Raw genomic sequence first — 22,199 nt, forward strand, 5'->3', positions numbered from 1 at the left:
TCATCGGTTCGAACCCGATGTATCGCTCCAGCTTTCTTCTAAAAAGCTATTAAGACTCTTTAAACCACCGTGTTTTTCTTTAGATCACAGAGTTTAAAGGCGACCTTAAGGGTCACGCTCTTTCTTTAATGCTGCGAAGCATAATCCCCCCAAAAAGCAAATAATCCTCCATCATGGTGGATATTTTTTTGTCTTAAATTTTTCTTAGCAACTGGAATGCTAGTAAACATCAGGTCTCTGAAGCAGGTACTTGAGGTTTTTCATATCTATAAACAGACTTATCCACAAAGTGTTAAGTGTGGATAACTTGGTTGATAAAGTTATTTCAGTCTTAATTCTTTACATATCCCTAAAAGATCTTTCTTTTTTTCAATATATTAGCTGAATTGTGGCGATCGTAACTTGTTGTTTTTTATCAAGTTGAATGCTTATCTTGAATTTGATAAAAGATCGTTAACTTGTTGTTTTTTGATCTTAATCATTTATCGGTACTGTGTTTAACTTTGTGCGGGTGTCGGAAGTTTACGAGAGTTCTGAATTTTTTCCACATTGTTAAAATTGAGAACAAGGTCAAACATTGTTCTAAAATTATGTGCAACGGGTTGTCTTAAATATTGGACTGCTGATGTGGTGTAACGAGGCAATCCTTGATACTTAAAGGGCTAGGCATCTCTTGGAAGGCCTTTCTCAACAATACGTATCAATCTGTGCTTTTTAGTGGCGATTTTGCTGCTGCCTTCTTGCACGTTATTTGAGTTGGGTAACTGCTGTAGTTGTTTTTGCAAAGCCCACTCAATGTGAACGTCTAGTAAGTCACTTTCCCCTCGATGAGACTCAAGCGTTTCAACAATACGTTGTTGATACGGAGCATTGCCCATCACGACGAAAATATTGCGTAACCATTGGGTGTGACCAATGCGTCTTATTGCTGAACCTTCCATTTTCTTCAGAAAGGTTGCTTCGTCCCAACTTGCAAGGGAGACAAGATCTGCTTCTTGGAAATCTTCTCTGCGGTGAAAGTCTGTTTGCTCTGTGAGTTCGGCATGACGATTCCACGGGCAAACTAACTGACAATCATCGCAACCGTAGATACGGTTACCAATGGCATCTCTATATTCTTCAGGGATCACACCATCATATTCAATGGTTAAGTACGAAATACATTTGCGCGCATCAACCACGCCATCAGCAATAATGGCACCCGTTGGGCAAGAAGTGATACATGCGGTGCATTTGCCGCACTCATCGACACTGGGTTCATCCGTTGGAAGAGGGATGTTAACTAGCAGCTCCCCTAGAAAGAACCAAGAGCCAGCGTCTTTATCAAGAATTAATGAGTGTTTACCTGTCCAACCCAACCCGGCTTTCTGCGCGAGCGGTCTTTCCAAAATAGGCGCTGAATCAACGAAAGGTCGTGAGTCTAAATCTTCGACCTCTTTTTCAATTCTTTGTCCCAGCTTTTTCAACTGGTTACGGAACAATTTGTGATAGTCGCGGCCTAAAGAATAGCGGCTGATGTAGCCTTGAGTAGTATCGCTTAGGTTAGAGGCAAACTGAGCTTCCGGTGGTAGGTAGTTCATTCGAGCGCTGATCACTCGAATTGTACCAGGGTGAAGTTCATCAGGACGGGCACGCATCATCCCATGTCGAGCCATCCAATCCATTTCGCCGTGGTGACCCGCATCTAGCCATGCTTGAAGAGGGGCTTCGTGTTCACTTAAATCAACATCGCAGATGCCAACTTTTTGAAAGCCTAGCTCTTTTCCCCAGATTTTAATTTTTTCAGCAAGATGGTCTAGATTCATGGCTTAATTCTTATTTTCTCTGTTTTACAATTAGAGATAAGGCTAATTAAAATTAGGTTCGGCAAAAATGGGGGCGGATCTTAACGGATCTTAGTGGTGTTGACCAGAACAGACGCGTTTTGAGCAGTATTTTTCATAGAACTTACACTTGAGTGCTTGTCTCCCAAAAGCATCACGGTTTACTATTCTTGTTCTTTTGATTTTTATATAGTCAACGATCGATTTTTAGAGAACGTATTCATGAGCACGAAACAATTTACTTTGAAAGATGAACAAGCAACGATTCAATTAGGAACGGAGCTTTCTAATCTTTGCTCACAGCAGACGACTATTTATCTGCATGGTGATCTTGGCGCAGGTAAAACGACCTTCAGTCGTGGCTTTGTAAAAGCACTTGGCCATCAAGGGAATGTAAAGAGCCCAACGTATACTCTAGTTGAACCTTATCAACTTGCCGATTGGCAGGTGTACCACTTTGACCTTTATCGCCTAGCCGATCCTGAAGAATTGGAGTTCATGGGAATTCGTGACTACTTTACTCCGGATGCTATCTGTTTGGTTGAATGGCCTGAGAAAGGTTATGGGATGCTACCAGAAGCCGATTTGGATATTGATATTCGTTACCAAGACGATCACCGTATTGTTTCTTTAACCGCTAATAGTGAATACGGACAGCGCTTACTTAGTCAGTTGGAGTTATGTTGATTTCTAGACGCCTTATTTCAACAGTGGCCATGATGGCTGCTGTTTTTTCTATACTGTTTTCTTCACTTGTTTCTGCAAACTCCCTGAAAAGTTTAAGGGTTTGGCCTTCTCCAGAAGAAACTCGTGTGGTTATCGACTTAAAATCAGAAGCGGACTTTAGCTATTTCACCCTGAGTAGCCCGAGTCGTTTAGTGGTTGATTTAAAAAATACCAGTCTTGCGACTAAGCTACCGGTCGTGGTGAAAGATAGCCCTGTTCTATCTAAGATTCGTAAGAGCTCACCGCCAGACAAAAACACCTATCGCTTGGTTTTTGAGTTAAAGAAGTCGTCTAAAGCGGAGTTGTTCAAACTGAGCCCGACTCCGGGTGGTCAGTATGGACACCGTTTGGTGATCGACTTACCTCATGGTGCGGCAAATAAAGCGACATCGACGCCGAGTAAGCCAACGGTAAGTAAGAATATTAATCAGGTTAAACGTCAGAAAGACATTTTGATCGTGATTGACCCTGGCCACGGCGGTGAAGATCCTGGCTCAATCGGTCCATCTCGTAAATATGAGAAGAATGCGACTCTGAGTATTTCTAAGAAGTTAGCAGCTCAATTGAATGCGATTCCGGGGATCAAAACTCGTATGACTCGTAATGCTGACTATTTTGTGAACCTAAATCGACGTGTCGCGATTGCGCGTGAAAACGAAGCTCATCTGTTTATTTCTATTCACGCCGATGCTTTTACTACCCCTCAACCAAGAGGTGGTTCGGTGTTTGTGTTGAACACTCGACGCGCAAATACCGAGATCTCTCGATGGATCGAGAACAAAGAGAAACAGTCTGAATTACTCGGTGGCAGCGGTGCGGCTTTTACAGGCAATATTGATGATAAGAACGTAAACCAAACCTTGCTTGATCTGCAGTTCAGCCACTCTCAAAAAGAGGGCTATAAACTTGCAACAACCATTCTGTCTGAGATGGGTAAGGTTGCGAAACTGCATAACAGTAAACCAATCAATACCAGTTTGGCGGTATTACGTTCACCACAGATCCCATCGGTACTGGTAGAAACGGGCTTTATTTCAAACCCAACCGAAGAGAAGTTGCTTTTCCAACGTTCGCACCAAGACAAGCTGGCTCGTGCTGTGACTAAAGCGGTCGTTAAGTATTTGAAGGCTAACCCGCCTGAAGGGATTATCTTGTCTAATGCAACGTCATCAACGGGTAGCGTGAGCCAACATAAAGTGTCTCGTGGTGAGTCTTTGTCTGTGATTGCGAGCAAGTATGGTACGTCGACGCAGACCTTGATGAAACTCAACAATCTGAAATCGAGCAGCCTAGCAATTGGCCAAGTACTTAAGATTCCAGGCAGCACTTCAAGTTCATCATCAAGCAGTGCGGCTAAAACGAAAACCATAACTCACACGGTTAAGTCTGGAGAGTACCTAGGTAAGATCGCCAGCCGCTATAAAGTGTCGGTGGCTGATATTAAACGTGAGAACCGTTTGAAGTCTGAAACCGTGAGAGTAGGCCAGAAGCTACGTATTACGGTTGAAGTGAAAGACGTACCTCTGCGCAAACATAAAGTCGCAAGAGGTGACTACCTAGGTAAGATTGCTTCCAAATACGGCGTGAGCGTCAACAGTATTCGCCAAGCGAATAAGTTACGATCTGACAGCCTAGCGGTGGGTCAGGTGTTGATTATTCCGCACAAATAAGCTTTTTAACGCAGACATGTTTCCATCAGTGGCAGTAAGGTAGCTATAAATATGACGATCAAAATACTGCCAGCTCGGTTAGCTAACCAAATCGCAGCGGGTGAGGTGGTAGAAAGACCCGCTTCTGTTGTAAAAGAGTTGGTTGAGAACAGTTTGGATTCAGGTGCCACACGTATCGATATTGATATCGAGAAAGGTGGCGCTAAGATGATCCGCGTTCGTGACAATGGTAAGGGCATCGTCAAAGATGAGCTTGCCTTAGCACTGAGCCGCCATGCGACCTCTAAGATCCATACCCTTGATGACCTAGAGGCGATCGTCAGCCTCGGTTTCCGTGGTGAAGCGCTGGCGAGTATTAGCTCTGTTGCGCGCTTAACCATGACTTCACGTCCTGCCACTCAAGATCAAGCTTGGGCAGCACACAGTGAAGGTCGTGATATGCAGGTCAAACTGCAGCCTGCGGCGCACCCTATTGGTACTTCGGTTGAGGTGTTGGATCTGTTCTTCAATACGCCAGCACGCCGCAAGTTCTTACGCACCGAGAAAACCGAATTCACGCATATCGATGAACTGCTTAAACGCATCGCATTGAGCCGTTTCGATGTGACGATCAATCTGCGCCATAACGGTAAAATGATTCGTCAGTACCGCGCTGCTAAGACAGAGGCTCAAGCCGAGAAACGAATTGCTGCGGTATGTGGCAATCCTTTTGTTCGTCATATGCTTAAGATCGAGCTAGAACATCAAGGCCTAAAACTTCATGGCTGGATCACCACGCCTGAAGGAGCAAGACAACAAAGCGACCTGCAATACTGCTATGTGAATGGTCGTATGATGCGTGACAAGCTGATCAATCATGCGATTCGTCAAAGCTACGAAACCAGCCTGCGTCCAGACCAATTCGCGACGTATGTGTTGTTCATTGAACTTGACCCGCATCAGGTGGACGTGAATGTTCACCCTGCAAAACACGAAGTACGTTTTCATCAAGCGCGCCTTGTGCATGATTTTATTTACCAAGCATTGAGCGATGGTTTGGCACAAAGTAAGCAAATCGATGCTGCGCCAATCAATCAGTCTGCTTTTCATCAATCAGACGTGATTCATCATCAGCAAGATAGTACGAGCTCTGCAGTTGATGGTGTTGCGAGTTTCGCTGAGCCAGAAAGCGTAATGCCTAGCAGTTCGGATCAAACCCAAGTTTCGGATAGGGTGCGACACGCTATTGAGCAAACGCCTGCCTACCCGAGAAAAGCAGAATCAGAGCACGCTTTTGATAAGCCTCAACACAGAGTTAATGATGGTGGGCGACACTATGCTCCATCAACCAGCTCAAGTTCATCTGCTGGCCGAAGCTCGTCTGCTAGTGAAAGCAGTTTTACCGGTTCTCCTCGCCAAGAGTGGATAGAGTCTCGACCTGAACCTAAAAAAGAGAAAGAGCAATACCAGCATCATGGTGAACCCGCGCCATCTAAGCGAGAAGTGAAAGCTTATAAAGAGCTTCTGAAAACGCCTGATTTTGATGATCAAGTTGTACAGCCATCATCTCCTCAAGAGCACGTGGTACCAGTAGAAACCAGAGACAACATAGAAAATATAGAAAATATAGAAAATATAGAAAATATCGAAGCTAAGCCTGCTCAACAGAATCCCGTTAACTTGAAGCCAAGAGCACCTGTAACGGACTTGGGCAAAGCAGTCTCGGTAGTGGAACGCCAGTATTTGGTAATGGGCAATAAGAACGGCAGTGTGTTGGTTTCTTTGGCTAAGGCTGAGTTATTGCGTGTTGTTGGTCAGCTTGATACTCGAGAAGGGGCGTTAAAAAGCCAGCCGCTGTTGGTGCCTTTATCAATCAAATTAGGCGCTGATTTAGTCGGTGTCGCTAAGGCGCTAAGTCCAATGCTGTCCGTGCTTGGTATCGAGCTTAAAGCTAGGAATAACGAAGCGGTAATGGTGATGGGCGTACCTTCTCCTTTAAGGCAGCAAAACTTACAAATTCTGATCCCAGATCTGTTATCTTACGCGGCTTTATTAAATGCTCAGATTGTCGATAATCACTCGGCTAATGTTTCCAGTGACCTGTTGCCATCATTGGTTAACTGGATCGGGATTCAAACCGCACAAGTAAAAAGCGACTACACTTTATCTGAAGCGGTTCAACTAGTTGGGGAACTTGAACAACTTTGGCATGGTCTACTTCCATTAGATGATCCTGAGTTTGTTAATCCTATCGACTTTTCAGCGACCATTGCCGCGTTTACGGTTTAATTTTTTCGCGACGACATTTGTCTTTTTAGCTGAATACGTCGCGACACAAAAGCCCTTTGCTAAAAAGCGCTAAAACAGAGAAGCAAATACAAAATATCATGACTGAAAAATTACCTTTAGCGTTGTTTTTAATGGGCCCAACGGCGTCAGGCAAAACAGATTTAGCTATCCGCTTACGTCAGAAATACCCTGTAGAGATCATCAGCGTCGATTCGGCACTTATCTACAAAGACATGGATATTGGTACCGCTAAACCGGATGCGGAAGAGCTTGCGCTCGCGCCTCATCGCTTGATTGATATTTTGGATCCAAGCGAAGCGTATTCTGCGGCAGATTTTCGTCGTGATGCGATCAATGAAATGAACAAGATTGTAGCGGAAGGCAAAATCCCGTTACTGGTTGGTGGCACAATGCTGTACTACAAAGCATTGTTAGAAGGTTTGTCGCCTTTACCCGCAGCGGATCAAGAGATTCGTAAGCAGATTGAAGCGGAATCTATCGAACAAGGTTGGCAGGCATTGCACGATCAATTAAGAGAGATAGATCCCGTATCCGCTGAAAGAATACACCCAAATGATCCACAAAGGCTTTCAAGGGCATTGGAAGTTTACCGAATTTCGGGTAAAACATTAACAAAGCTAACTCAAACGAAAGGCGATAGCCTGCCATTTCGTGTAAAACAATTTGCAATAGCTCCCAAGGAAAGGACTGAACTCCATCGCCGCATTGAGCTGCGTTTCGAGAAGATGATAGAAGCGGGATTTGAAGATGAAATGAAGGCGTTGTACGCCAGAGAAGATCTTCACCCTGAACTGCCATCGATCCGATGCGTTGGTTATAGGCAGATGTGGGATTATTTAGACGGTAATTGTGATTTAGACGAAGCGGTTTTCCGTGGTGTCTGTGCAACCCGTCAGTTGGCCAAGCGACAAATCACCTGGTTGCGCAGTTGGGATGATTTAACTTGGTTAGATAGCGAAAACATTGATCAAGCGTTAGAAACTCTTTCAGATGCAATAGCATCTGATTAGTATTGCTGTGTATAATGTGATCGCTTTTGCGTGAATATACTCTGGAAAGGATCCGTTATTGAGGCTTTTAAAAAATCACAGCCTTTCAATAACAACGGAGTTTTTTTATTCATTTAGCTCAGATGCAAAGGCCGCACCTTTTTGTGCACCACTAGCTAAATAATTACAACAAAATACAAATAAGGAAAATAAAATGGCTAAGGGGCAATCGCTACAAGACCCATTCCTAAATGCACTCCGTCGTGAGCGCATTCCAGTCTCTATCTATCTTGTTAACGGCATTAAGCTGCAAGGTCAGATCGAGTCTTTCGATCAATTCGTGATCTTATTGAAGAACACAGTAAACCAAATGGTTTACAAGCATGCGATTTCTACTGTGGTACCTGCTCGCGCAGTGAGTCACCACAGCGGCGAGCAACGCACGCCATCTGATCGTCCAGAGAAGACTGAAGATTAATCGTTCAATTGATACAGCTTGCGCTGTAATAAGGAGTTGGCTGCTTGTTTGACCGTTATGAATCCGGCGAGCGAGCCGTACTTGTTCATATCAACTTCACGCAAGAGGGAGAATGGGAAGACCTAAGCGAATGTGAAATGCTGGTCTCCTCAGCGGGGGTAGAAACGCTACAAGTGATTACTGGTAGCCGACAATCCCCACTCCCTAAATACTACGTTGGAGAAGGTAAAGCCCTAGAAATCGCACAAGCTGTTCAGCTAACCGGTGCTGAAATTGTGATTTTTAACCACTCCCTCTCTCCTGCCCAAGAGCGAAATCTCGAGCAATTGTGTAAATGTCGTGTGATTGATCGCACGGGTTTGATCTTAGATATCTTTGCACAACGTGCGCGAACTCATGAAGGTAAGCTACAAGTTGAGCTCGCTCAGCTTCGTCATATCTCTACTCGATTGATTCGTGGTTGGACTCACCTTGAAAGGCAGAAAGGTGGTATTGGTCTTCGTGGTCCAGGTGAAACTCAGCTGGAAACCGATCGACGTTTGTTGCGTGACCGTATAAAGGCAATACTACGTCGTTTAGCGAAAGTCGCTAAGCAGCGTGAACAAGGACGACGTGCTCGTAATCGAGCTGAAATCCCAACAATTTCTTTGGTTGGTTATACCAACGCAGGGAAATCAACACTTTTCAATCGCATCACAAGTGCTGGTGTTTATGCGGCAGACCAACTGTTTGCAACTCTAGACCCAACACTACGTAAGATTGATTTGGCAGATGTCGGGCCTGCAATTCTCGCAGATACCGTAGGTTTTATCCGTCATCTACCACACGACTTGGTCGCTGCGTTCAAGGCAACATTACAAGAGACGCAGGAAGCTGACATTTTGTTACATGTTGTTGATGCCAGTGATGACCGTTTTCGTGAGAACATTCAGGCTGTTCATGAAGTATTAGAAGAAATTGATGCTCATGAAGTGCCAACCCTTGTAGTCATGAACAAAATTGACTGCATGGAAGACCAAAAACCTCGAATTGAAAGAGACGAAGAGGGCGCACCTCGCGCTGTTTGGGTTTCTGCAATGGAAGGAGAAGGTATTGAACTGCTGTTTGAAGCTTTAACTGAGCGTTTAGCTAGCCAGATGGTTCAATTCCGGTTGTGTATTCCACATCAACATCAGGGCCGTATTCGCAGCTTATTCTTCGAGATGAAATGTATTCAACAGGAAGAGTATGATGAAAATGGTAACTTGTTGATAGATATCCGAATGCAACAAATAGATTGGTCTAAACTTGAAAAAAGAGAAGGGGCGCTCTTAGGTGACTTTATCGTTACCAAAGAGACTGCTACAGTATAACGTCATATCAAATGATGGAGCTTTCTAATGGCGTGGAATGAGCCTGGAAATAACAACAACGGCGATAATAACGGCCGCGATAATGACCCTTGGGGTAATAAAAATAATCGCGGCGGCCGAGATCAAGGACCGCCAGATCTAGACGAAGTGTTTAGTAAACTAAGTCAAAAGTTAGGTGGCAAGTTTGGTAAAAAGGGTGGCAACGGTAACGGGCCATCTATTGGCGGTGGCGGTGCAATTGGCTTTGGTGTCATTGCCGTTATTGCTATTGCTATCTGGTTCTTCGCTGGTTTCTACACCGTTGGCGAAGCAGAAAGAGCAGTAGTACTTCGACTGGGTCAGTTCGACCGTATCGAAGAACCTGGTCTTAACTGGCACCCACGCTTCATCGATGAAATCAAAGATGAGCAACTAGTAAACGTTCAAGCGATTCGTTCTCTACGTGCTGCTGGCACGATGCTAACGAAAGATGAAAACGTTGTGACTGTTGAAATGGGTGTTCAATACCGTGTTTCTGACCCATACAAGTACTTGTATCGTGTAACGAATGCAGACGACAGTTTACGCCAAGCAACCGATTCTGCTCTTCGTGCGGTAATTGGTGACTCACTAATGGATAGTATCCTGACAAGTGGTCGTCAGCAGATTCGTCAAAGCACTCAAGAAACGTTGAACCGTATTATTGATAGCTACGACATGGGTATTCTGATTGTTGACGTGAACTTCCAGTCAGCACGTCCACCTGAGCAAGTGAAAGATGCATTTGATGATGCTATCGCGGCTCGTGAGGATGAAGAGCGTTTCGAGCGTGAAGCTGAAGCTTACCGAAATGACATTCTTCCAAAAGCAACAGGTCGAGCTGAGCGTTTGAAGAAAGAAGCGGTAGGTTACTCAGAGCGCACAGTTAATGGTGCTCTAGGTCAAGTTGCTCAATTCGAGAAACTGCTACCTGAATACCAAGCTGCTCCTGAAGTAACACGTAACCGTATGTACCTAGATACAATGGAAAAAGTGTACTCAAGCACATCGAAAGTCCTGATTGATTCTGAATCAAGCGGTAACTTGCTATACCTACCAATTGATAAGCTAGGCGCACAAGGTGGTTCTCAGTCGGGCACTCGCCCTGCAAAAGCATCATCAACTTACGATCAAATTGAGTTAGAAACTCAAGCGGATCCTAAGCCTAGTACTCAAACTCGCTCAGACAGTTCACGCCAAGGGAGATACTAATAATGCGTAAATTAATGATCCCTGTATTAGTTGTGACGATTGCTCTTCTATTGATGTCACTGTTTGTGATTCAAGAAGGCGAGCGTGGCATGGTAATTCGTTTTGGTCGAGTTCTCGACGACAACGGCGTATCACGAATCTATGAACCAGGTCTGCACTTTAAACTACCGATGTTTGATCGCGTAAAAGTACTTGATGCTCGTATTCAAACGATGGATGGCCGTTCTGACCGTTTCGTAACATCAGAGAAAAAAGACGTTCTAATTGATACTTACGCAAAATGGCGTATTGCTGATTTTGGACGTTTCTATCTGAGTACCGGTGGCGGTAATATCATGACGGCAGAAGCACTTCTTGAGCGTAAAGTGACAGATGTTCTTCGTTCTGAAATTGGTTCTCGTGAAATTAAGCAGATTGTGTCAGGCCCTCGTAATAAGGACATCCTGCCAGACTCTGCTGATAGCGAAGTCGTCACAACGGTAGCGGCTGCAGAAGCACTAGAAGTTGATGGCGAACGCGATAAGATCATGGAAAACGTTTTGTCTGGAACGGCAGAAAGTGCGATGGCTGATTTAGGTGTTGAAGTTGTTGATTTCCGTATGAAGAAGATTAACCTTCCTGACGAAATCAGTGAATCTATCTACCGCCGTATGCGTGCAGAACGTGAATCGGTTGCTCGTAGACACCGTTCTCAAGGTCGTGAGAAAGCGGAAGTTATCCGTGCTCAAGCTGAGCTAGAAGTGGCAACAGTTCTTGCTGAAGCTGACCGTACAGCTCGAATCACTCGTGGTGATGCGGATGCAGAAGCAGCGAAGATCTACTCTGATGCGTTCAGCAAAGATGCTGAGTTCTACAGCTTCATGCGTTCATTGCAAGCTTATGAGACATCATTTAGCGATAAGAGTGACATTCTAGTACTGGATCCGAAGACAGACTTCTTCCAATACATGAATCAAGCAAGCGGCGCTCCAGCAAAATAAGCTGATGCGTTAGCGAATGCTTAGCTCAATAAGCAAAATACGTTAAAACTTAAAAGGCTCCCATTGTGGGAGCCTTTTTGTTTTCTATGCGTTGAATATTGACCATTGAATTTTCGAGGGAGATTGAGTAACAGCTCCGTGCTTTGGAAAACCTAACGGTAGGTCATGAAAGCGATAACCGCTCCAGCCACTACAAGACAGCCTCCAATGCGGCGCAGTTGCGTGTCTGGTTGCTCGCTCAGTTGTGCGACCATGTTTCTCCAGCCATTGGGTGCAATCAAGGGGCCAAGCCCTTCAACAATAAGTACGAGCCCAATAGCGAGCCAAATTGATTGAGACATGGTTCTGCCTTTTGTCTGTAAAAAAGCAATGATATCAGTATCTTTACACATCTGCTCCCAGTTATGAGTGGTTTATTTTTGTACAGCGTTAACGTTTATGAACAAAAAGTGACTGCAAGAAGTGTGATTCAGTGCTAGAATCCATTTTTAATTAGCAACAGAAATTGGAAAGATGGGAAATAACGTAGTCGTTCTAGGCACCCAATGGGGTGATGAAGGTAAAGGTAAAATCGTTGACCTTTTAACTGAAGATGCAAAATACGTGGTTCGCTACCAAGGCGGTCACAATGCAGGTCACACACTTGTAATTGACGGTGAAAAAACCGTTCTTCACTTAATTCCATCAGGCATCCTACGTAATAACGTTAAATGTGTTATTGGTAACGGTGTAGTATTATCGCCTGACGCACTTCTAAAAGAAATGAAGCCTCTTGAAGATCGCGGTATTCCAGTACGTGAACGTCTTTTCATCTCTGAAGCTTGTCCTCTAATTCTTCCGTACCACATTGCAATCGACAACGCGCGTGAAATCGCTCGTGGCGCTAAAGCTATCGGTACAACGGGTCGTGGTATCGGTCCAGCTTACGAAGATAAAGTTGCTCGTCGCGGTCTACGCGTTGGTGACCTTTTCGATAAAGAAGCATTTGCTGAGAAGCTAAAAGAAGTTATGGAGTTCCACAACTTCCAACTAGAGCACTTCTACAAAGCTGAAACAGTAAGCTACGAAGAAGTTCTTGAGCAAGCGATGAGCTACGCAGACATGTTAACTGCGATGGTTATCGACGTAACTGACGAACTAGACGCAGCACGTAAGCGCGGCGACAAGATCATGTTCGAAGGTGCTCAAGGTACGCTACTAGATATCGATCACGGTACTTACCCATACGTAACGTCTTCTAACACGACTGCTGGTGGTGTTGCTGCAGGTTCTGGTTTCGGTCCTCGTCACATCGGTTACATCCTTGGTATTACTAAGGCTTACTGTACTCGTGTTGGTTCAGGTCCATTCCCTACTGAGCTATACGATGGCCTTGAGAAGCAAGACCCAGTTGGTAAACACCTAGGCGATGTTGGTCACGAGTTTGGCGCAACAACTGGTCGTCTACGTCGTACTGGTTGGTTCGATGCTGTTGCTATGCGTCGTGCAATCCAAATCAACTCTCTATCTGGTATGTGTCTAACTAAACTAGACGTTCTAGATGGCCTAGAAGAACTAAAAATCTGTACTGGTTACAAGATGAAAGATGGTTCTATCCTAGAAGTTTCTCCAATGGCTGCTGAGTCATTCGAAGAAGCGACGCCAATCTACGAAACAATGCCTGGTTGGTCTGAAAACACATTTGGTGCTAAATCTATCGACGCGCTTCCACAAGCAGCTCTAGATTACATTAAGCGTATCGAAGACCTAACTGGCGTTCCAATTGATATCGTATCAACTGGCCCAGATCGTAACGAAACTATCATCAAGGTTCACCCATACGGTGCATAATGCCTGCTGAGTGATTACCAGGCACGAACAGTGCTTTGATAATGAAATAGTTTTCTAAAAGCCGACTTTATTAAGTTGGCTTTTTAATACCTGCAATTTAGCCACTCACTCTTTGATGGTGATCTTTTAAGCGTCATCAGGCAAAATATTGCCCATTAGCGGCAAGTTTTGTCTAAAGCCATCAAGGTTGTTGCCGATACAGATATCATGGAAAGTGAAGTTCACCCTATTTTTTTGTGTCTGCCTCGGTAGCCAATAAGAAATAGATAACTTTAGCGACAGATAATTGAGTGCAGGTATGAAGCTACGAATTGTGGCAGCTTCATTAATAATGGCGCTGAGCTCACCCTTGAGTCATGCAAATTTGGCTGATGTGGGAGAGCCCGTTCCAATATATACAGAAGCTGAACTGATTAATTTAATTGAAAATAATCAACATCTAGAGCGAGTGAAAGCTGATAAGTGCCAGTTAGTTGAAGATATCGTTGCTCGTGCAACGCGTATTAGCTTGCCTTCTTATGAGTTTTTATACGGTGATATGTTGGCTTGGGGTGTATGTGTTCCACAAGATGTAGAGCTTGGCCTTTACTATATGGAGAACGCGGCACATCAAGGTTTACCCGCTGCATTAGAGCAGTTAGGTCGTTATTACTCTCGTGGTACTTTGGTACAACAAGATCAAGAGCGTGCGATTCCGTATCTACGTGAAGCGGCCTCTATGGGTAACTTAAGTGCGAGCATTCACTTAGCGGAACTCTTGTTACGTGACTACGGTAGCCCATTGGATTATGAAGATGCTTACCGTTGGTTGTATAACTCGGTAACAGCGGATCAAAGGCAGCATAAGCGTATCACCGTGCTTCGTAGCGGTCTAGAACAGAGAATGCCAGACAACATCATTGCTCGAGCAAAACGTCGAGACGTGTTCTGGTAAGATCGAGCAAAAAACCTGTAATGATCCCTGCACTCATTGTTACAGGAAACAAGACTTAAAAAGCCCCGCCTGATTTAGTTAGTGCGGGGCTTTTTACGTTTAGATGGTCATGCTATTCGATTGCGAGTTTATTGAACCAACTCACCAGACTCAATCACCGTTTCACGAACAACCTTGGTGAAATCGAGTGCTTCTTGACGAATCTTATCTTCGTCTACCGTTAGCATGTCGCGATCTTGCATGATGATCTTGCCATCAACGATGGAGTGACGAACATTGCCTGAGTTAGCTGAGTACACCAGTGCTGAGTATGGGTTGTAGACTGGAACCATGTTTGGCGCCTTAGTATCGATCACAATGATGTCCGCTAGCTTACCTGTTTCAAGAGAACCGATCTTATCTTCCATGTGTAGTGCTTTTGCTGCGCCCATGGTTGCCATGTCGATCACTTTGATCGGCGGCATCGCTGCACGATCTTTGTTTACTAGCTTGTGAACCTTAGCTACTTGGTTGAACTCATCAATCGTGCTCAGTGTGTTACCTGACATTGGGCCATCAGTACCTAAACCGATACGCACGTTCTCGTCATACATCTTAAGTGCTGGTGATACGCCTTTTGCCGATTTGATGTTGGCACTCATGTTATGAGCCACACCCATATCCGATTTCTTCACAAGTTCGATGTCATGGTCGTCAACAAGGATCATGTGTGCACCAACAAGGTTTTTGTTTAGTGCACCGATGCTGTCCATGTACTGAACCGGAGACAAACCATCTGAGCGCTCTGCAATTTTCTCTTCTTCACGGTGCGACTCGGCAAGGTGAATCATTACAGGCACATCAAGCTCTAGTGACAGCTTAGAAATCTTCTGCAGGATCTCTGTAGTGTTGGTATACGGAGCGTGTGGCGCAAATGCTGGCGTGATACGTGGGTGATCTTTGTATTCTTCAATGAAGTTCAACGCGTACTTAATGCCTTCTTCGGCGTTGGCCGCATCGGCTACAGGGAACTTAATCACCGTTTCACCTAGGATGGCACGCATACCGATCTTATCGACGGTTTTTGCGACTTCATCCTCGAAGTAGTACATATCGGCGTAAGTTGTCACGCCGCCTTTTACCATTTCAACGTTACCTAGGTTGGCACCAATACGCACCATATCGCGCGATACCAGCTTCTTCTCCAGTGGGAAGATGTAGCGGTGTAGGCGGTCTGGCACATCATCGGCCAGTGAACGGAAAACCGTCATCGATACGTGAGTATGAGTATTGATAAGACCCGGCATCACAATATCGCCATCAACGTCTAACACTTGCTTCGCCTGGTACTGCTTTTCTAATGAGGCATCACCAACTGCAATGATTTTGTTGTCTTTGACGACAACTGTACCGCTCTCATAAACCGTTTTGTCTTGATTCATGGTGAGAACCATCGCATCGGTAATCATTAGGTCAGCTTTTTCCATTGCAGAACTTGCGAATGGGAACAGCGCTAGGCTAGCCATAGCTGAAGCCAATAGGGTGCGTTTTAATTTCATATCAATACTCAGAACAGGAGTTGGTAAAGTGCGTGGATAATAGTGTATTTCATTCATGGCGCAAACGTTTGTTTTATCGTTTGCTTGAAAATCTGATGATAGTCCGCAGCTATGAAGCGATGTTTCACAAAGTGAAGATATGCATCAATCTGAGGTTATTTGAGTGTTTTCTAAAGCATATCTGTAGCTTACCCCTAGCATCAGATATACTAGGGGTATATACCTTCCTTGCTTAAGCAGGCCCGCCTATGTCAAAAAACACACCAACGTCAGAAAACACGACAGCGACAACCACTGTTGATCCTTTTGCCGACCGAGAGTCGAAAAATTACGATAACCCAGTACCAAGCCGAGAGTTCATTATTTCGTTTTTAACAGACGCGAATATTCCGATGAACCGCAACGATCTATTCGAAGCTTTGGGTCTTGCTGGAGAGGAACAATATGAAGGGCTGCGTCGTCGTTTACGTGCAATGGAGCGTGATGGACAGCTTATCTTTACTCGTCGTCAGTGCTACGCATTGCCTGAGAAGATGGAGCTGATCAAAGGCTATGTGATTGGTCATAAAGACGGTCATGGTTGGGTTCGCCCAGACGGTAGTGTGGGTAAAGACAATGATATCGTGCTGCCGCATCATCAGATGAAAACCATCATGCATGGTGACTATGTATTGGCTCAGCCTACAGACAACAGTAAGCGTGGTCGTCGTGAAGGTCGTTTGGTTCGCGTGCTTGAAGAGCGTACCACTCCGTTAGTGGGGCGTTTCTTCCTTGAGTACGGTCATTCTTACGTAGTTGCTGATGATTCACGTATTAGTCATGATATTCAGATCCCTACTGAGCATAAAGGCGGTGCTCGAATGGGTAATGTGGTTGTGATTGAAATTACGGATCGCGGTGGTCGTTCTCGTAACATGATGGGTAAAGTCACTGAAGTTCTTGGTGAGAACATGGCGCCGGGTATGGAAACGCAAATTGCGATCCGTACTCACCAGATCCCACAAGAGTGGCCTGAAGCGGTAGATAAGCAAATCGAAAACCTTGGTGAGCATGTTCCTGAGGAAGCAAAAGAAGGACGTGTTGACCTGCGTAAACTGCCATTAGTTACCATTGATGGTGAAGATGCACGTGACTTCGATGATGCCGTTTACTGTGAAGCGAAGAAAGGCGGAGGCTGGCGCCTATGGGTAGCGATTGCTGACGTAAGTTACTACGTTCGCCCTGATACAGCGCTAGACAAAGAAGCGATTAACCGTGGTAACTCGGTATACTTCCCGTCACAAGTGGTGCCAATGCTGCCAGAAGTCCTTTCTAACGGCTTATGTTCACTGAACCCTCAAGTCGACCGTTTATGTATGGTGTGTGAGATGACTATCTCAGACAAAGGTAAACTGTCGGGCTACAAGCACTACGAAGCAGTAATGAATTCTCATGCTCGTCTTACTTACAATAAAGTAGGCGCAATCTTAGATGGCAATGAAGAACTTCGCGAGCGTTACGAGCCAGAAGTACCGCATCTTGAAGAACTGCATAAGATGTACAAAGTACTTAAGAAAACGCGTGATGAGCGTGGTGCGATTGAGTTTGAAACGGTCGAAACGAAATTCATCTTCAATGCGGATCGTAAGATCGACCGTATTGAACCAGTAATCCGTAACGATGCACACAAGATCATCGAAGAATGTATGATTCTTGCGAACATCGCATCGGCATCTTACGTAGAAAAAGCGAAAGAGCCTGCTCTGTACCGTGTTCACGAAACTCCGGGCGAAGAGCGCCTAATGGGCTTCAAGAGCTTCTTAAGTGAATTAGGTTTAACGCTGGAAGGTGGTCTGTCACCATCACCAGTCGACTACGCGCAATTGATGCAACAGATTAATGAACGTGAAGACCGTGAGTTAATCCAAACCATGCTACTTCGTTCAATGAAGCAAGCGGTCTACAACGCGGATAACGCGGGTCACTTTGGTTTAGCCCTTAAACGCTATGCTCACTTTACCTCGCCGATTCGTCGTTACCCTGACTTGCTATTGCACCGTGCGATTAAGTACCTTATTGCGAAAGAAGGCGGTCGTAACAGCGAACGTTGGACGCCAACCGGTGGTTACCACTACACTTTCGATGATATGGACTTCTACGGCGAGCAGTGTTCAATGACTGAGCGTCGTGCTGATGACGCAACACGTGAAGTGAACGACTGGTTGAAGTGTGAATACATGCAAGACCATGTCGGCGAAGTGATGGATGGTGTAATTGCCAACGTGACTGGTTTTGGCTTCTTTGTTCGTCTAACTGAGCTGCACATTGACGGCTTGGTACATATCTCAGCACTAGCGAATGATTACTACCAATTTGATGCTGTTGGTCAGCGTCTAGTGGGTGAAAGCTCTGGTAATATCTACCGCTTGGGTGATTCGGTTAAAGTGAAGGTTTCTGCGGTTAACTTAGAAACTCGTCAAATCGACTTTGACTTAGAAGACACCGATCGTCAGCCGCGTGGTAAAGGCAAAACAGCCAAGAAGCGTGCAGCAGAAGCGATGAAAAAGGCGAAAAGCAAGAAGCGCTCAGCAGTGAAGAGTAATAAGCCGGGCGTATCTGCGAAGCCTATGGTTGAGCCAACTAAGCGACCTGATGGAAGCAGCGAAGGCCCAGCTAAGAAGAAAAAATCATCGAACAAAACCGGTGCTGCTAAAGCACGTGCTAAGAAAAAGCGTGCTGCAACCCGTAAGCCAAAGGCTGATAAGTCTTAAGACTGATAAACCTTAAGGTCAATAAGGCGCTGTGCTAATCAGCTGTAGCGCCTCACTCAGTTAATATGAGCGTATCTAAATGCGAGAGTATCAGGCGGAAGATGCATACTCTCGAAATAAACAATACAGAGATGAATACGTCGGTTTGACGTCACTCTTCTTTGGGCAATAAGAGTAATTTGAGACAATGAGTAACGAATTTATTTACGGTATTCACGCGGTGAAAGCCGTACTAGAAAAAGATCCGGCACGTTTTATCGAAGCGTATGTATTGAAAGGTCGCCAAGACGAGCGTCTTCTTCCATTACTGAACCAACTGCAACAGTTTGGTGTGTCGATTCAGCAGATGGGTCGTAAGCCGCTGGATGAAAAAGCACAAGGTGCGAATCACCAAGGTCTTATTGCTAAGGTGAAGCCTGCTAAGCAGCTTAATGAAACTCACCTAGACGAAATCCTAGCACAGCACGAACAGCCTTTGCTGTTGGTTCTAGATGGCGTAACAGACCCTCATAACCTAGGCGCTTGTCTACGTAACGCGGATGCCGCAGGTGTCGCTGCTGTTATCGTACCGAAAGATCGCTCTTCGCCGTTAACCGCAACGGTAAGCAAAGTTGCGTGTGGCGCAGCTGAAACGGTTCCTCTCGTGCGCGTAACCAACCTAGCTCGCACAATGCGTGCACTGCAAGAGCAGGGCGTATGGTTTGTGGGTACGGCAGGTGAAGCAACGCATGATATCTACCAAGCGAAGCTAACAGGCCCTCTTGCGGTTGTTATGGGGGCAGAAGGTGACGGTATGCGTCGTCTAACGCGTGAAACCTGTGATGACCTAATTAAGATCCCAATGGCAGGCAGCGTGTCGAGCCTAAACGTTTCGGTAGCATCAGGCATCTGTCTGTTCGAAGCGGTACGTCAGCGCCTAGCTCAATAGCGTTAAGCTGAGTTAAAAGGCAAAACGACGTTAAGTCTATGAATTTATTAACGCTCACCACTTGCTGGTGGGCGTTTGTTTTTAGGGCATAGAGTGACAAATTGACAGAATCACAGATGGCTAGATGGCGAAAGGAAAACTGTTTCATTATTCGCCAAATACCACTTGCCAATACAGGGTTCTTTCTATAATATTTGCCGTCCTTAAAACTCGGTCATTTATCTTTAGTTCCTTGCTTCCTCTGGACGACCGGGCCACTCGTGGAAGCTAATAATCCGTAAGGAGCAACCAAATGCGTCATTACGAAATCGTATTCATGGTTCACCCTGATCAAAGCGAGCAAGTTGCTGGCATGATCGAGCGTTACACTGGTTCTATCACTGAAGCTGGCGGTACTATCCACCGTCTAGAAGACTGGGGTCGTCGTCAAATGGCTTACCCAATCAACAAGCTTCACAAAGCTCACTACGTTCTTATGAACGTTGAAGCTGGTCAAGAAGTGATTGACGAGCTAGAAACTGCTTTCCGTTTCAACGATGCAGTTCTACGTAACATGATCATGCGCACTAAAGGCGCTGTGACTGAGCAATCTATTATGCTTAAGCAAAAAGAAGAGCGTGCAGAGCGTGCTCCTCGTCGCGAAGAGCGTACAGAAGCTAAACCAGAAGCAGCTGCTGAGTAATTCTTTTTTGGCTTAACGCCTTAAAAAAATTCTCAACTTGTTTTAGGTCATTGATAGTTATTTCGATAATTGTGAAAGACCGCTTTACTAAATTTAAGATCAGGAGATAGCCCATGGCTCGTTTCTTCCGTCGTCGTAAATTCTGCCGTTTCACTGCAGAAGGCGTACAAGAGATTGACTACAAAGACGTAGCAACTCTTAAAAACTACATCACTGAAGCTGGTAAAATCGTACCTAGCCGTATCACTGGTACAAGCGCTAAGTACCAGCGTCAACTAGCTCGCGCTATCAAGCGTTCTCGTTACCTAGCTCTACTGCCGTACACTGACAAGCATCAGTAATCGGTAATAGTTAATAATAGTTTAAGAGGACTAAGATAATGCAAGTTATTCTACTTGATAAGATCGGTAACCTAGGTGGCCTTGGCGACCAAGTAAACGTTAAATCTGGTTACGCTCGTAACTTCCTTATCCCACAGGGTAAAGCAGTTATGGCAACTAAAGACAACGTTGCTATGTTCGAAACTCGTCGTGCTGAACTAGAAGCTAAAGTTGCTGAGCAACTAGCTGCTGCTGAAGCTCGTGCAGAGAGCGTTAACACTCTAGAAGGCGTTACAATCGCTTCTAAAGCTGGTGACGAAGGTAAACTATTCGGTTCTATCGGTACTCGTGACATCGCTGACGCTATTACAGCGGCAGGTGTTGCAGTAGCTAAGAGCGAAGTACGCCTACCTGAAGGCGCTCTACGTAACATCGGCGAATTCGAAGTAAGCATCCAACTTCACTCTGAAGTTTTTGCTACTGCGAAAATCGCTATCGTTGCAGCTGAGTAATTTCAGTACCAAGACGAATTCTTTCTTTTGAAAGTTTTAAACACCAGCTTCGGCTGGTGTTTTTTTATGTCTGGAATATAGGAAAGTACAAGGAAGGGCTACAATCGGTAAAAAGCTTACAGTGATCCATAAGCTGTTATTGCTGAGCAAGCCGTTCTCAAGGTTAGAAGTGGCCTAAGATTAGAATTGGAAGAGCAAGTTGATCGATAGGACAGAGTCTTCTTTGCTTAACCCTTCAGGCACTTTATCGTGGTACTGGCGAGAGTGTGCGATCTTCAGCGCGATATTGTCAGTGATATCATTGATGGCTTCGAGTTCGGTATCAAACTTTAGGTTACTGTGGCCAGACACAAGCGTCACGTCGGCCTTGAGCTGTAAATTCTTCAAGACCTGCCAAGACGTATTCACGTTGCCACGAAAAATCGCTTCTTCAACAATCTCTGGGAAGATGATGTCATCGTCGTCTAGCTCATCAAGATTTGGCTCTTGGTAACGAAAACCAGGCCCAACTTCGACTTCCAGCACAAACTCTTCGGTATTCGAAAACTGGTAACCCAGACCACTAGAAACGGTGTAGTCCTTAAAGTAGGCGCTGTATCGAGAATCGACACCTTTAAAGCTGCCGTAAAGGTAGGTTTTAGGGCTTAACTTGTAGTCACTCTGAGCCGAGTAAGTTGACTGCCTTTTATCTTCTTCGCCATCTTTGTAGAGGTTGTAGTATTTCCATTCACCACTGGTTCTATGGCGGCCTGCCGTGTACTCACCGTTAAGGCGTGCGTTAAGCGAACGTGAATCAGAATTACCAGTATGCGACTGATATCCAAATTCAACTTCCGTTTTTAGCGGGCTCGGCAGTTCTGTATCACTAGCATCACTCGGTGCGATATCCATATCTTTTTCTTCAGGTGTCGGTGCAACGACGATCGGCTCAGCAGTAGGTTCTGGAACCACTATAGAGTCGAGGATTGCATCAACAGAGGCTTTAGCATCATCAGCTAAGGCCAACGGAGTGCTCAGGAGACCGATGCTTAGAAGACTAGAGCTCAGAAGACCAGTGCTCAGAGCCAATAATTTGGACACGCATACCTCAGTTATACAGTGAATGAATGGAAGGATCGTAATGCTACCCTTGGTTAATTCCGTCAGCAATAAGTAAATTCTTCCTGAA

At 45.1% G+C, this 22,199-nt stretch carries 19 protein-coding genes; 15 read left to right on the forward strand and 4 right to left on the reverse strand.

Features of this window, described 5'->3' with window-relative positions; genetic code table 11:
• Nucleotides 1-662: 662 nt before the first annotated feature.
• On the reverse strand, nt 663-1,805 hold the full coding sequence (gene queG, locus A142_RS07570) for a tRNA epoxyqueuosine(34) reductase QueG (RefSeq protein ID WP_029405669.1): 1,143 nt from the start codon (nt 1,803-1,805) through the stop codon (nt 663-665).
• Between the two features lie 240 nt (nt 1,806-2,045).
• Between queG and tsaE the strand changes: the two genes are divergently transcribed.
• From tsaE to hflC, 8 genes are all read left to right on the forward strand, one after another.
• Nucleotides 2,046-2,510: a tRNA (adenosine(37)-N6)-threonylcarbamoyltransferase complex ATPase subunit type 1 TsaE gene (gene tsaE / locus A142_RS07575; protein WP_004735870.1), complete on the forward strand. Its 465-nt coding sequence runs from the start codon at nt 2,046-2,048 to the stop codon at nt 2,508-2,510.
• Nucleotides 2,504-4,219 (forward strand): N-acetylmuramoyl-L-alanine amidase, encoded by a 1,716-nt coding sequence (locus A142_RS07580; RefSeq protein WP_019825643.1) that lies wholly within the window; start codon nt 2,504-2,506, stop codon nt 4,217-4,219. The genes tsaE and A142_RS07580 overlap by 7 nt, the downstream gene beginning before the upstream one ends.
• Nucleotides 4,220-4,270: 51 nt before the next feature.
• Nucleotides 4,271-6,487, forward strand: coding sequence for a DNA mismatch repair endonuclease MutL (gene mutL, locus A142_RS07585; RefSeq protein ID WP_019825645.1), 2,217 nt, complete (start codon nt 4,271-4,273; stop codon nt 6,485-6,487).
• 98 nt (nt 6,488-6,585) lie between these two features.
• Nucleotides 6,586-7,518, forward strand: a complete 933-nt coding sequence (miaA, locus tag A142_RS07590; RefSeq protein WP_019825647.1) for a tRNA (adenosine(37)-N6)-dimethylallyltransferase MiaA — start codon at nt 6,586-6,588, stop codon at nt 7,516-7,518.
• Between the two features lie 193 nt (nt 7,519-7,711).
• Nucleotides 7,712-7,975 (forward strand): RNA chaperone Hfq, encoded by a 264-nt coding sequence (gene hfq, locus A142_RS07595; protein ID WP_017059927.1) that lies wholly within the window; start codon nt 7,712-7,714, stop codon nt 7,973-7,975.
• Between the two features lie 44 nt (nt 7,976-8,019).
• Nucleotides 8,020-9,327, forward strand: a complete 1,308-nt coding sequence (hflX, locus tag A142_RS07600) for a ribosome rescue GTPase HflX (protein WP_017059928.1) — start codon at nt 8,020-8,022, stop codon at nt 9,325-9,327.
• A gap of 27 nt (nt 9,328-9,354) precedes the next feature.
• Nucleotides 9,355-10,557, forward strand: a complete 1,203-nt coding sequence (hflK, locus tag A142_RS07605) for an FtsH protease activity modulator HflK (RefSeq protein WP_019825650.1) — start codon at nt 9,355-9,357, stop codon at nt 10,555-10,557.
• A gap of 2 nt (nt 10,558-10,559) precedes the next feature.
• Nucleotides 10,560-11,537 carry a protease modulator HflC gene (gene hflC / locus A142_RS07610; protein WP_019825652.1) on the forward strand — a complete coding sequence of 326 codons (978 nt, stop codon included), beginning with the start codon at nt 10,560-10,562 and terminating at the stop codon, nt 11,535-11,537.
• A 152-nt stretch (nt 11,538-11,689) separates the two neighbouring features.
• Here the strand turns inward: hflC and A142_RS07615 are convergent, their stop codons facing one another.
• Nucleotides 11,690-11,878: a DUF2065 domain-containing protein gene (locus A142_RS07615; RefSeq protein WP_010434105.1), complete on the reverse strand. Its 189-nt coding sequence runs from the start codon at nt 11,876-11,878 to the stop codon at nt 11,690-11,692.
• Nucleotides 11,879-12,050: 172 nt separating this feature from the next.
• On the opposite strand from A142_RS07615, the gene A142_RS07620 reads away from it, so the two are divergent.
• Together A142_RS07620 and motX are read left to right on the forward strand one after the other, a co-directional pair.
• Nucleotides 12,051-13,367, forward strand: coding sequence for an adenylosuccinate synthase (locus A142_RS07620; RefSeq protein WP_010434108.1), 1,317 nt, complete (start codon nt 12,051-12,053; stop codon nt 13,365-13,367).
• A gap of 298 nt (nt 13,368-13,665) precedes the next feature.
• Nucleotides 13,666-14,301, forward strand: a complete 636-nt coding sequence (gene motX, locus A142_RS07625) for a flagellar protein MotX (RefSeq protein WP_019825654.1) — start codon at nt 13,666-13,668, stop codon at nt 14,299-14,301.
• Between the two features lie 128 nt (nt 14,302-14,429).
• Here the strand turns inward: motX and A142_RS07630 are convergent, their stop codons facing one another.
• The gene (locus A142_RS07630; protein WP_029405670.1) at nt 14,430-15,839 is read right to left on the reverse strand and encodes an amidohydrolase; all 1,410 of its coding nucleotides are present in this window, start codon (nt 15,837-15,839) and stop codon (nt 14,430-14,432) included.
• A 248-nt stretch (nt 15,840-16,087) separates the two neighbouring features.
• Between A142_RS07630 and rnr the strand changes: the two genes are divergently transcribed.
• The 5 genes from rnr to rplI all read left to right on the forward strand — a co-directional run bounded on the left by rnr (nt 16,088) and on the right by rplI (nt 21,031).
• Nucleotides 16,088-18,589, forward strand: coding sequence for a ribonuclease R (gene rnr / locus A142_RS07635; RefSeq protein WP_019825658.1), 2,502 nt, complete (start codon nt 16,088-16,090; stop codon nt 18,587-18,589).
• A gap of 187 nt (nt 18,590-18,776) precedes the next feature.
• On the forward strand, nt 18,777-19,517 hold the full coding sequence (rlmB, locus tag A142_RS07640; protein ID WP_019825660.1) for a 23S rRNA (guanosine(2251)-2'-O)-methyltransferase RlmB: 741 nt from the start codon (nt 18,777-18,779) through the stop codon (nt 19,515-19,517).
• Between the two features lie 292 nt (nt 19,518-19,809).
• Complete coding sequence (gene rpsF, locus A142_RS07645) at nt 19,810-20,199, forward strand: 30S ribosomal protein S6 (RefSeq protein ID WP_004741278.1); 390 nt, start codon at nt 19,810-19,812, stop codon at nt 20,197-20,199.
• 113 nt (nt 20,200-20,312) lie between these two features.
• Nucleotides 20,313-20,540 carry a 30S ribosomal protein S18 gene (gene rpsR / locus A142_RS07650; protein WP_000090472.1) on the forward strand — a complete coding sequence of 76 codons (228 nt, stop codon included), beginning with the start codon at nt 20,313-20,315 and terminating at the stop codon, nt 20,538-20,540.
• Between the two features lie 38 nt (nt 20,541-20,578).
• Nucleotides 20,579-21,031: a 50S ribosomal protein L9 gene (gene rplI, locus A142_RS07655; protein WP_010434182.1), complete on the forward strand. Its 453-nt coding sequence runs from the start codon at nt 20,579-20,581 to the stop codon at nt 21,029-21,031.
• A 180-nt stretch (nt 21,032-21,211) separates the two neighbouring features.
• Here rplI and A142_RS07660 read toward each other — a convergent pair whose 3' ends face one another.
• Entirely contained in the window at nt 21,212-22,111 is a 900-nt protein-coding gene (locus A142_RS07660) for a DUF481 domain-containing protein (protein WP_029405671.1), read from the reverse strand.
• Nucleotides 22,112-22,199: the final 88 nt, after the last annotated feature.

This window comes from Vibrio splendidus 12E03 (assembly GCF_000272105.2).
Classification (GTDB): domain Bacteria; phylum Pseudomonadota; class Gammaproteobacteria; order Enterobacterales; family Vibrionaceae; genus Vibrio; species Vibrio splendidus_I.

What these genes read in the sequence shown, in the direction of transcription:
- A142_RS07630 (WP_029405670.1), bottom strand. Translation starts at nt 15,839, where the DNA reads ATGAAATTAAAACGCACCCTATTGGCTTCAGCTATGGCTAGCCTAGCG.
- hflK (WP_019825650.1), top strand. Translation starts at nt 9,355, where the DNA reads ATGGCGTGGAATGAGCCTGGAAATAACAACAACGGCGATAATAACGGC.
- A142_RS07615 (WP_010434105.1), bottom strand. Translation starts at nt 11,878, where the DNA reads ATGTCTCAATCAATTTGGCTCGCTATTGGGCTCGTACTTATTGTTGAA.
- A142_RS07620 (WP_010434108.1), top strand. Translation starts at nt 12,051, where the DNA reads ATGGGAAATAACGTAGTCGTTCTAGGCACCCAATGGGGTGATGAAGGT.
- queG (WP_029405669.1), bottom strand. Translation starts at nt 1,805, where the DNA reads ATGAATCTAGACCATCTTGCTGAAAAAATTAAAATCTGGGGAAAAGAG.
- rnr (WP_019825658.1), top strand. Translation starts at nt 16,088, where the DNA reads ATGTCAAAAAACACACCAACGTCAGAAAACACGACAGCGACAACCACT.
- rlmB (WP_019825660.1), top strand. Translation starts at nt 18,777, where the DNA reads ATGAGTAACGAATTTATTTACGGTATTCACGCGGTGAAAGCCGTACTA.
- miaA (WP_019825647.1), top strand. Translation starts at nt 6,586, where the DNA reads ATGACTGAAAAATTACCTTTAGCGTTGTTTTTAATGGGCCCAACGGCG.
- rplI (WP_010434182.1), top strand. Translation starts at nt 20,579, where the DNA reads ATGCAAGTTATTCTACTTGATAAGATCGGTAACCTAGGTGGCCTTGGC.
- rpsR (WP_000090472.1), top strand. Translation starts at nt 20,313, where the DNA reads ATGGCTCGTTTCTTCCGTCGTCGTAAATTCTGCCGTTTCACTGCAGAA.
- hfq (WP_017059927.1), top strand. Translation starts at nt 7,712, where the DNA reads ATGGCTAAGGGGCAATCGCTACAAGACCCATTCCTAAATGCACTCCGT.
- rpsF (WP_004741278.1), top strand. Translation starts at nt 19,810, where the DNA reads ATGCGTCATTACGAAATCGTATTCATGGTTCACCCTGATCAAAGCGAG.
- hflC (WP_019825652.1), top strand. Translation starts at nt 10,560, where the DNA reads ATGCGTAAATTAATGATCCCTGTATTAGTTGTGACGATTGCTCTTCTA.
- motX (WP_019825654.1), top strand. Translation starts at nt 13,666, where the DNA reads ATGAAGCTACGAATTGTGGCAGCTTCATTAATAATGGCGCTGAGCTCA.
- tsaE (WP_004735870.1), top strand. Translation starts at nt 2,046, where the DNA reads ATGAGCACGAAACAATTTACTTTGAAAGATGAACAAGCAACGATTCAA.
- A142_RS07580 (WP_019825643.1), top strand. Translation starts at nt 2,504, where the DNA reads ATGTTGATTTCTAGACGCCTTATTTCAACAGTGGCCATGATGGCTGCT.
- mutL (WP_019825645.1), top strand. Translation starts at nt 4,271, where the DNA reads ATGACGATCAAAATACTGCCAGCTCGGTTAGCTAACCAAATCGCAGCG.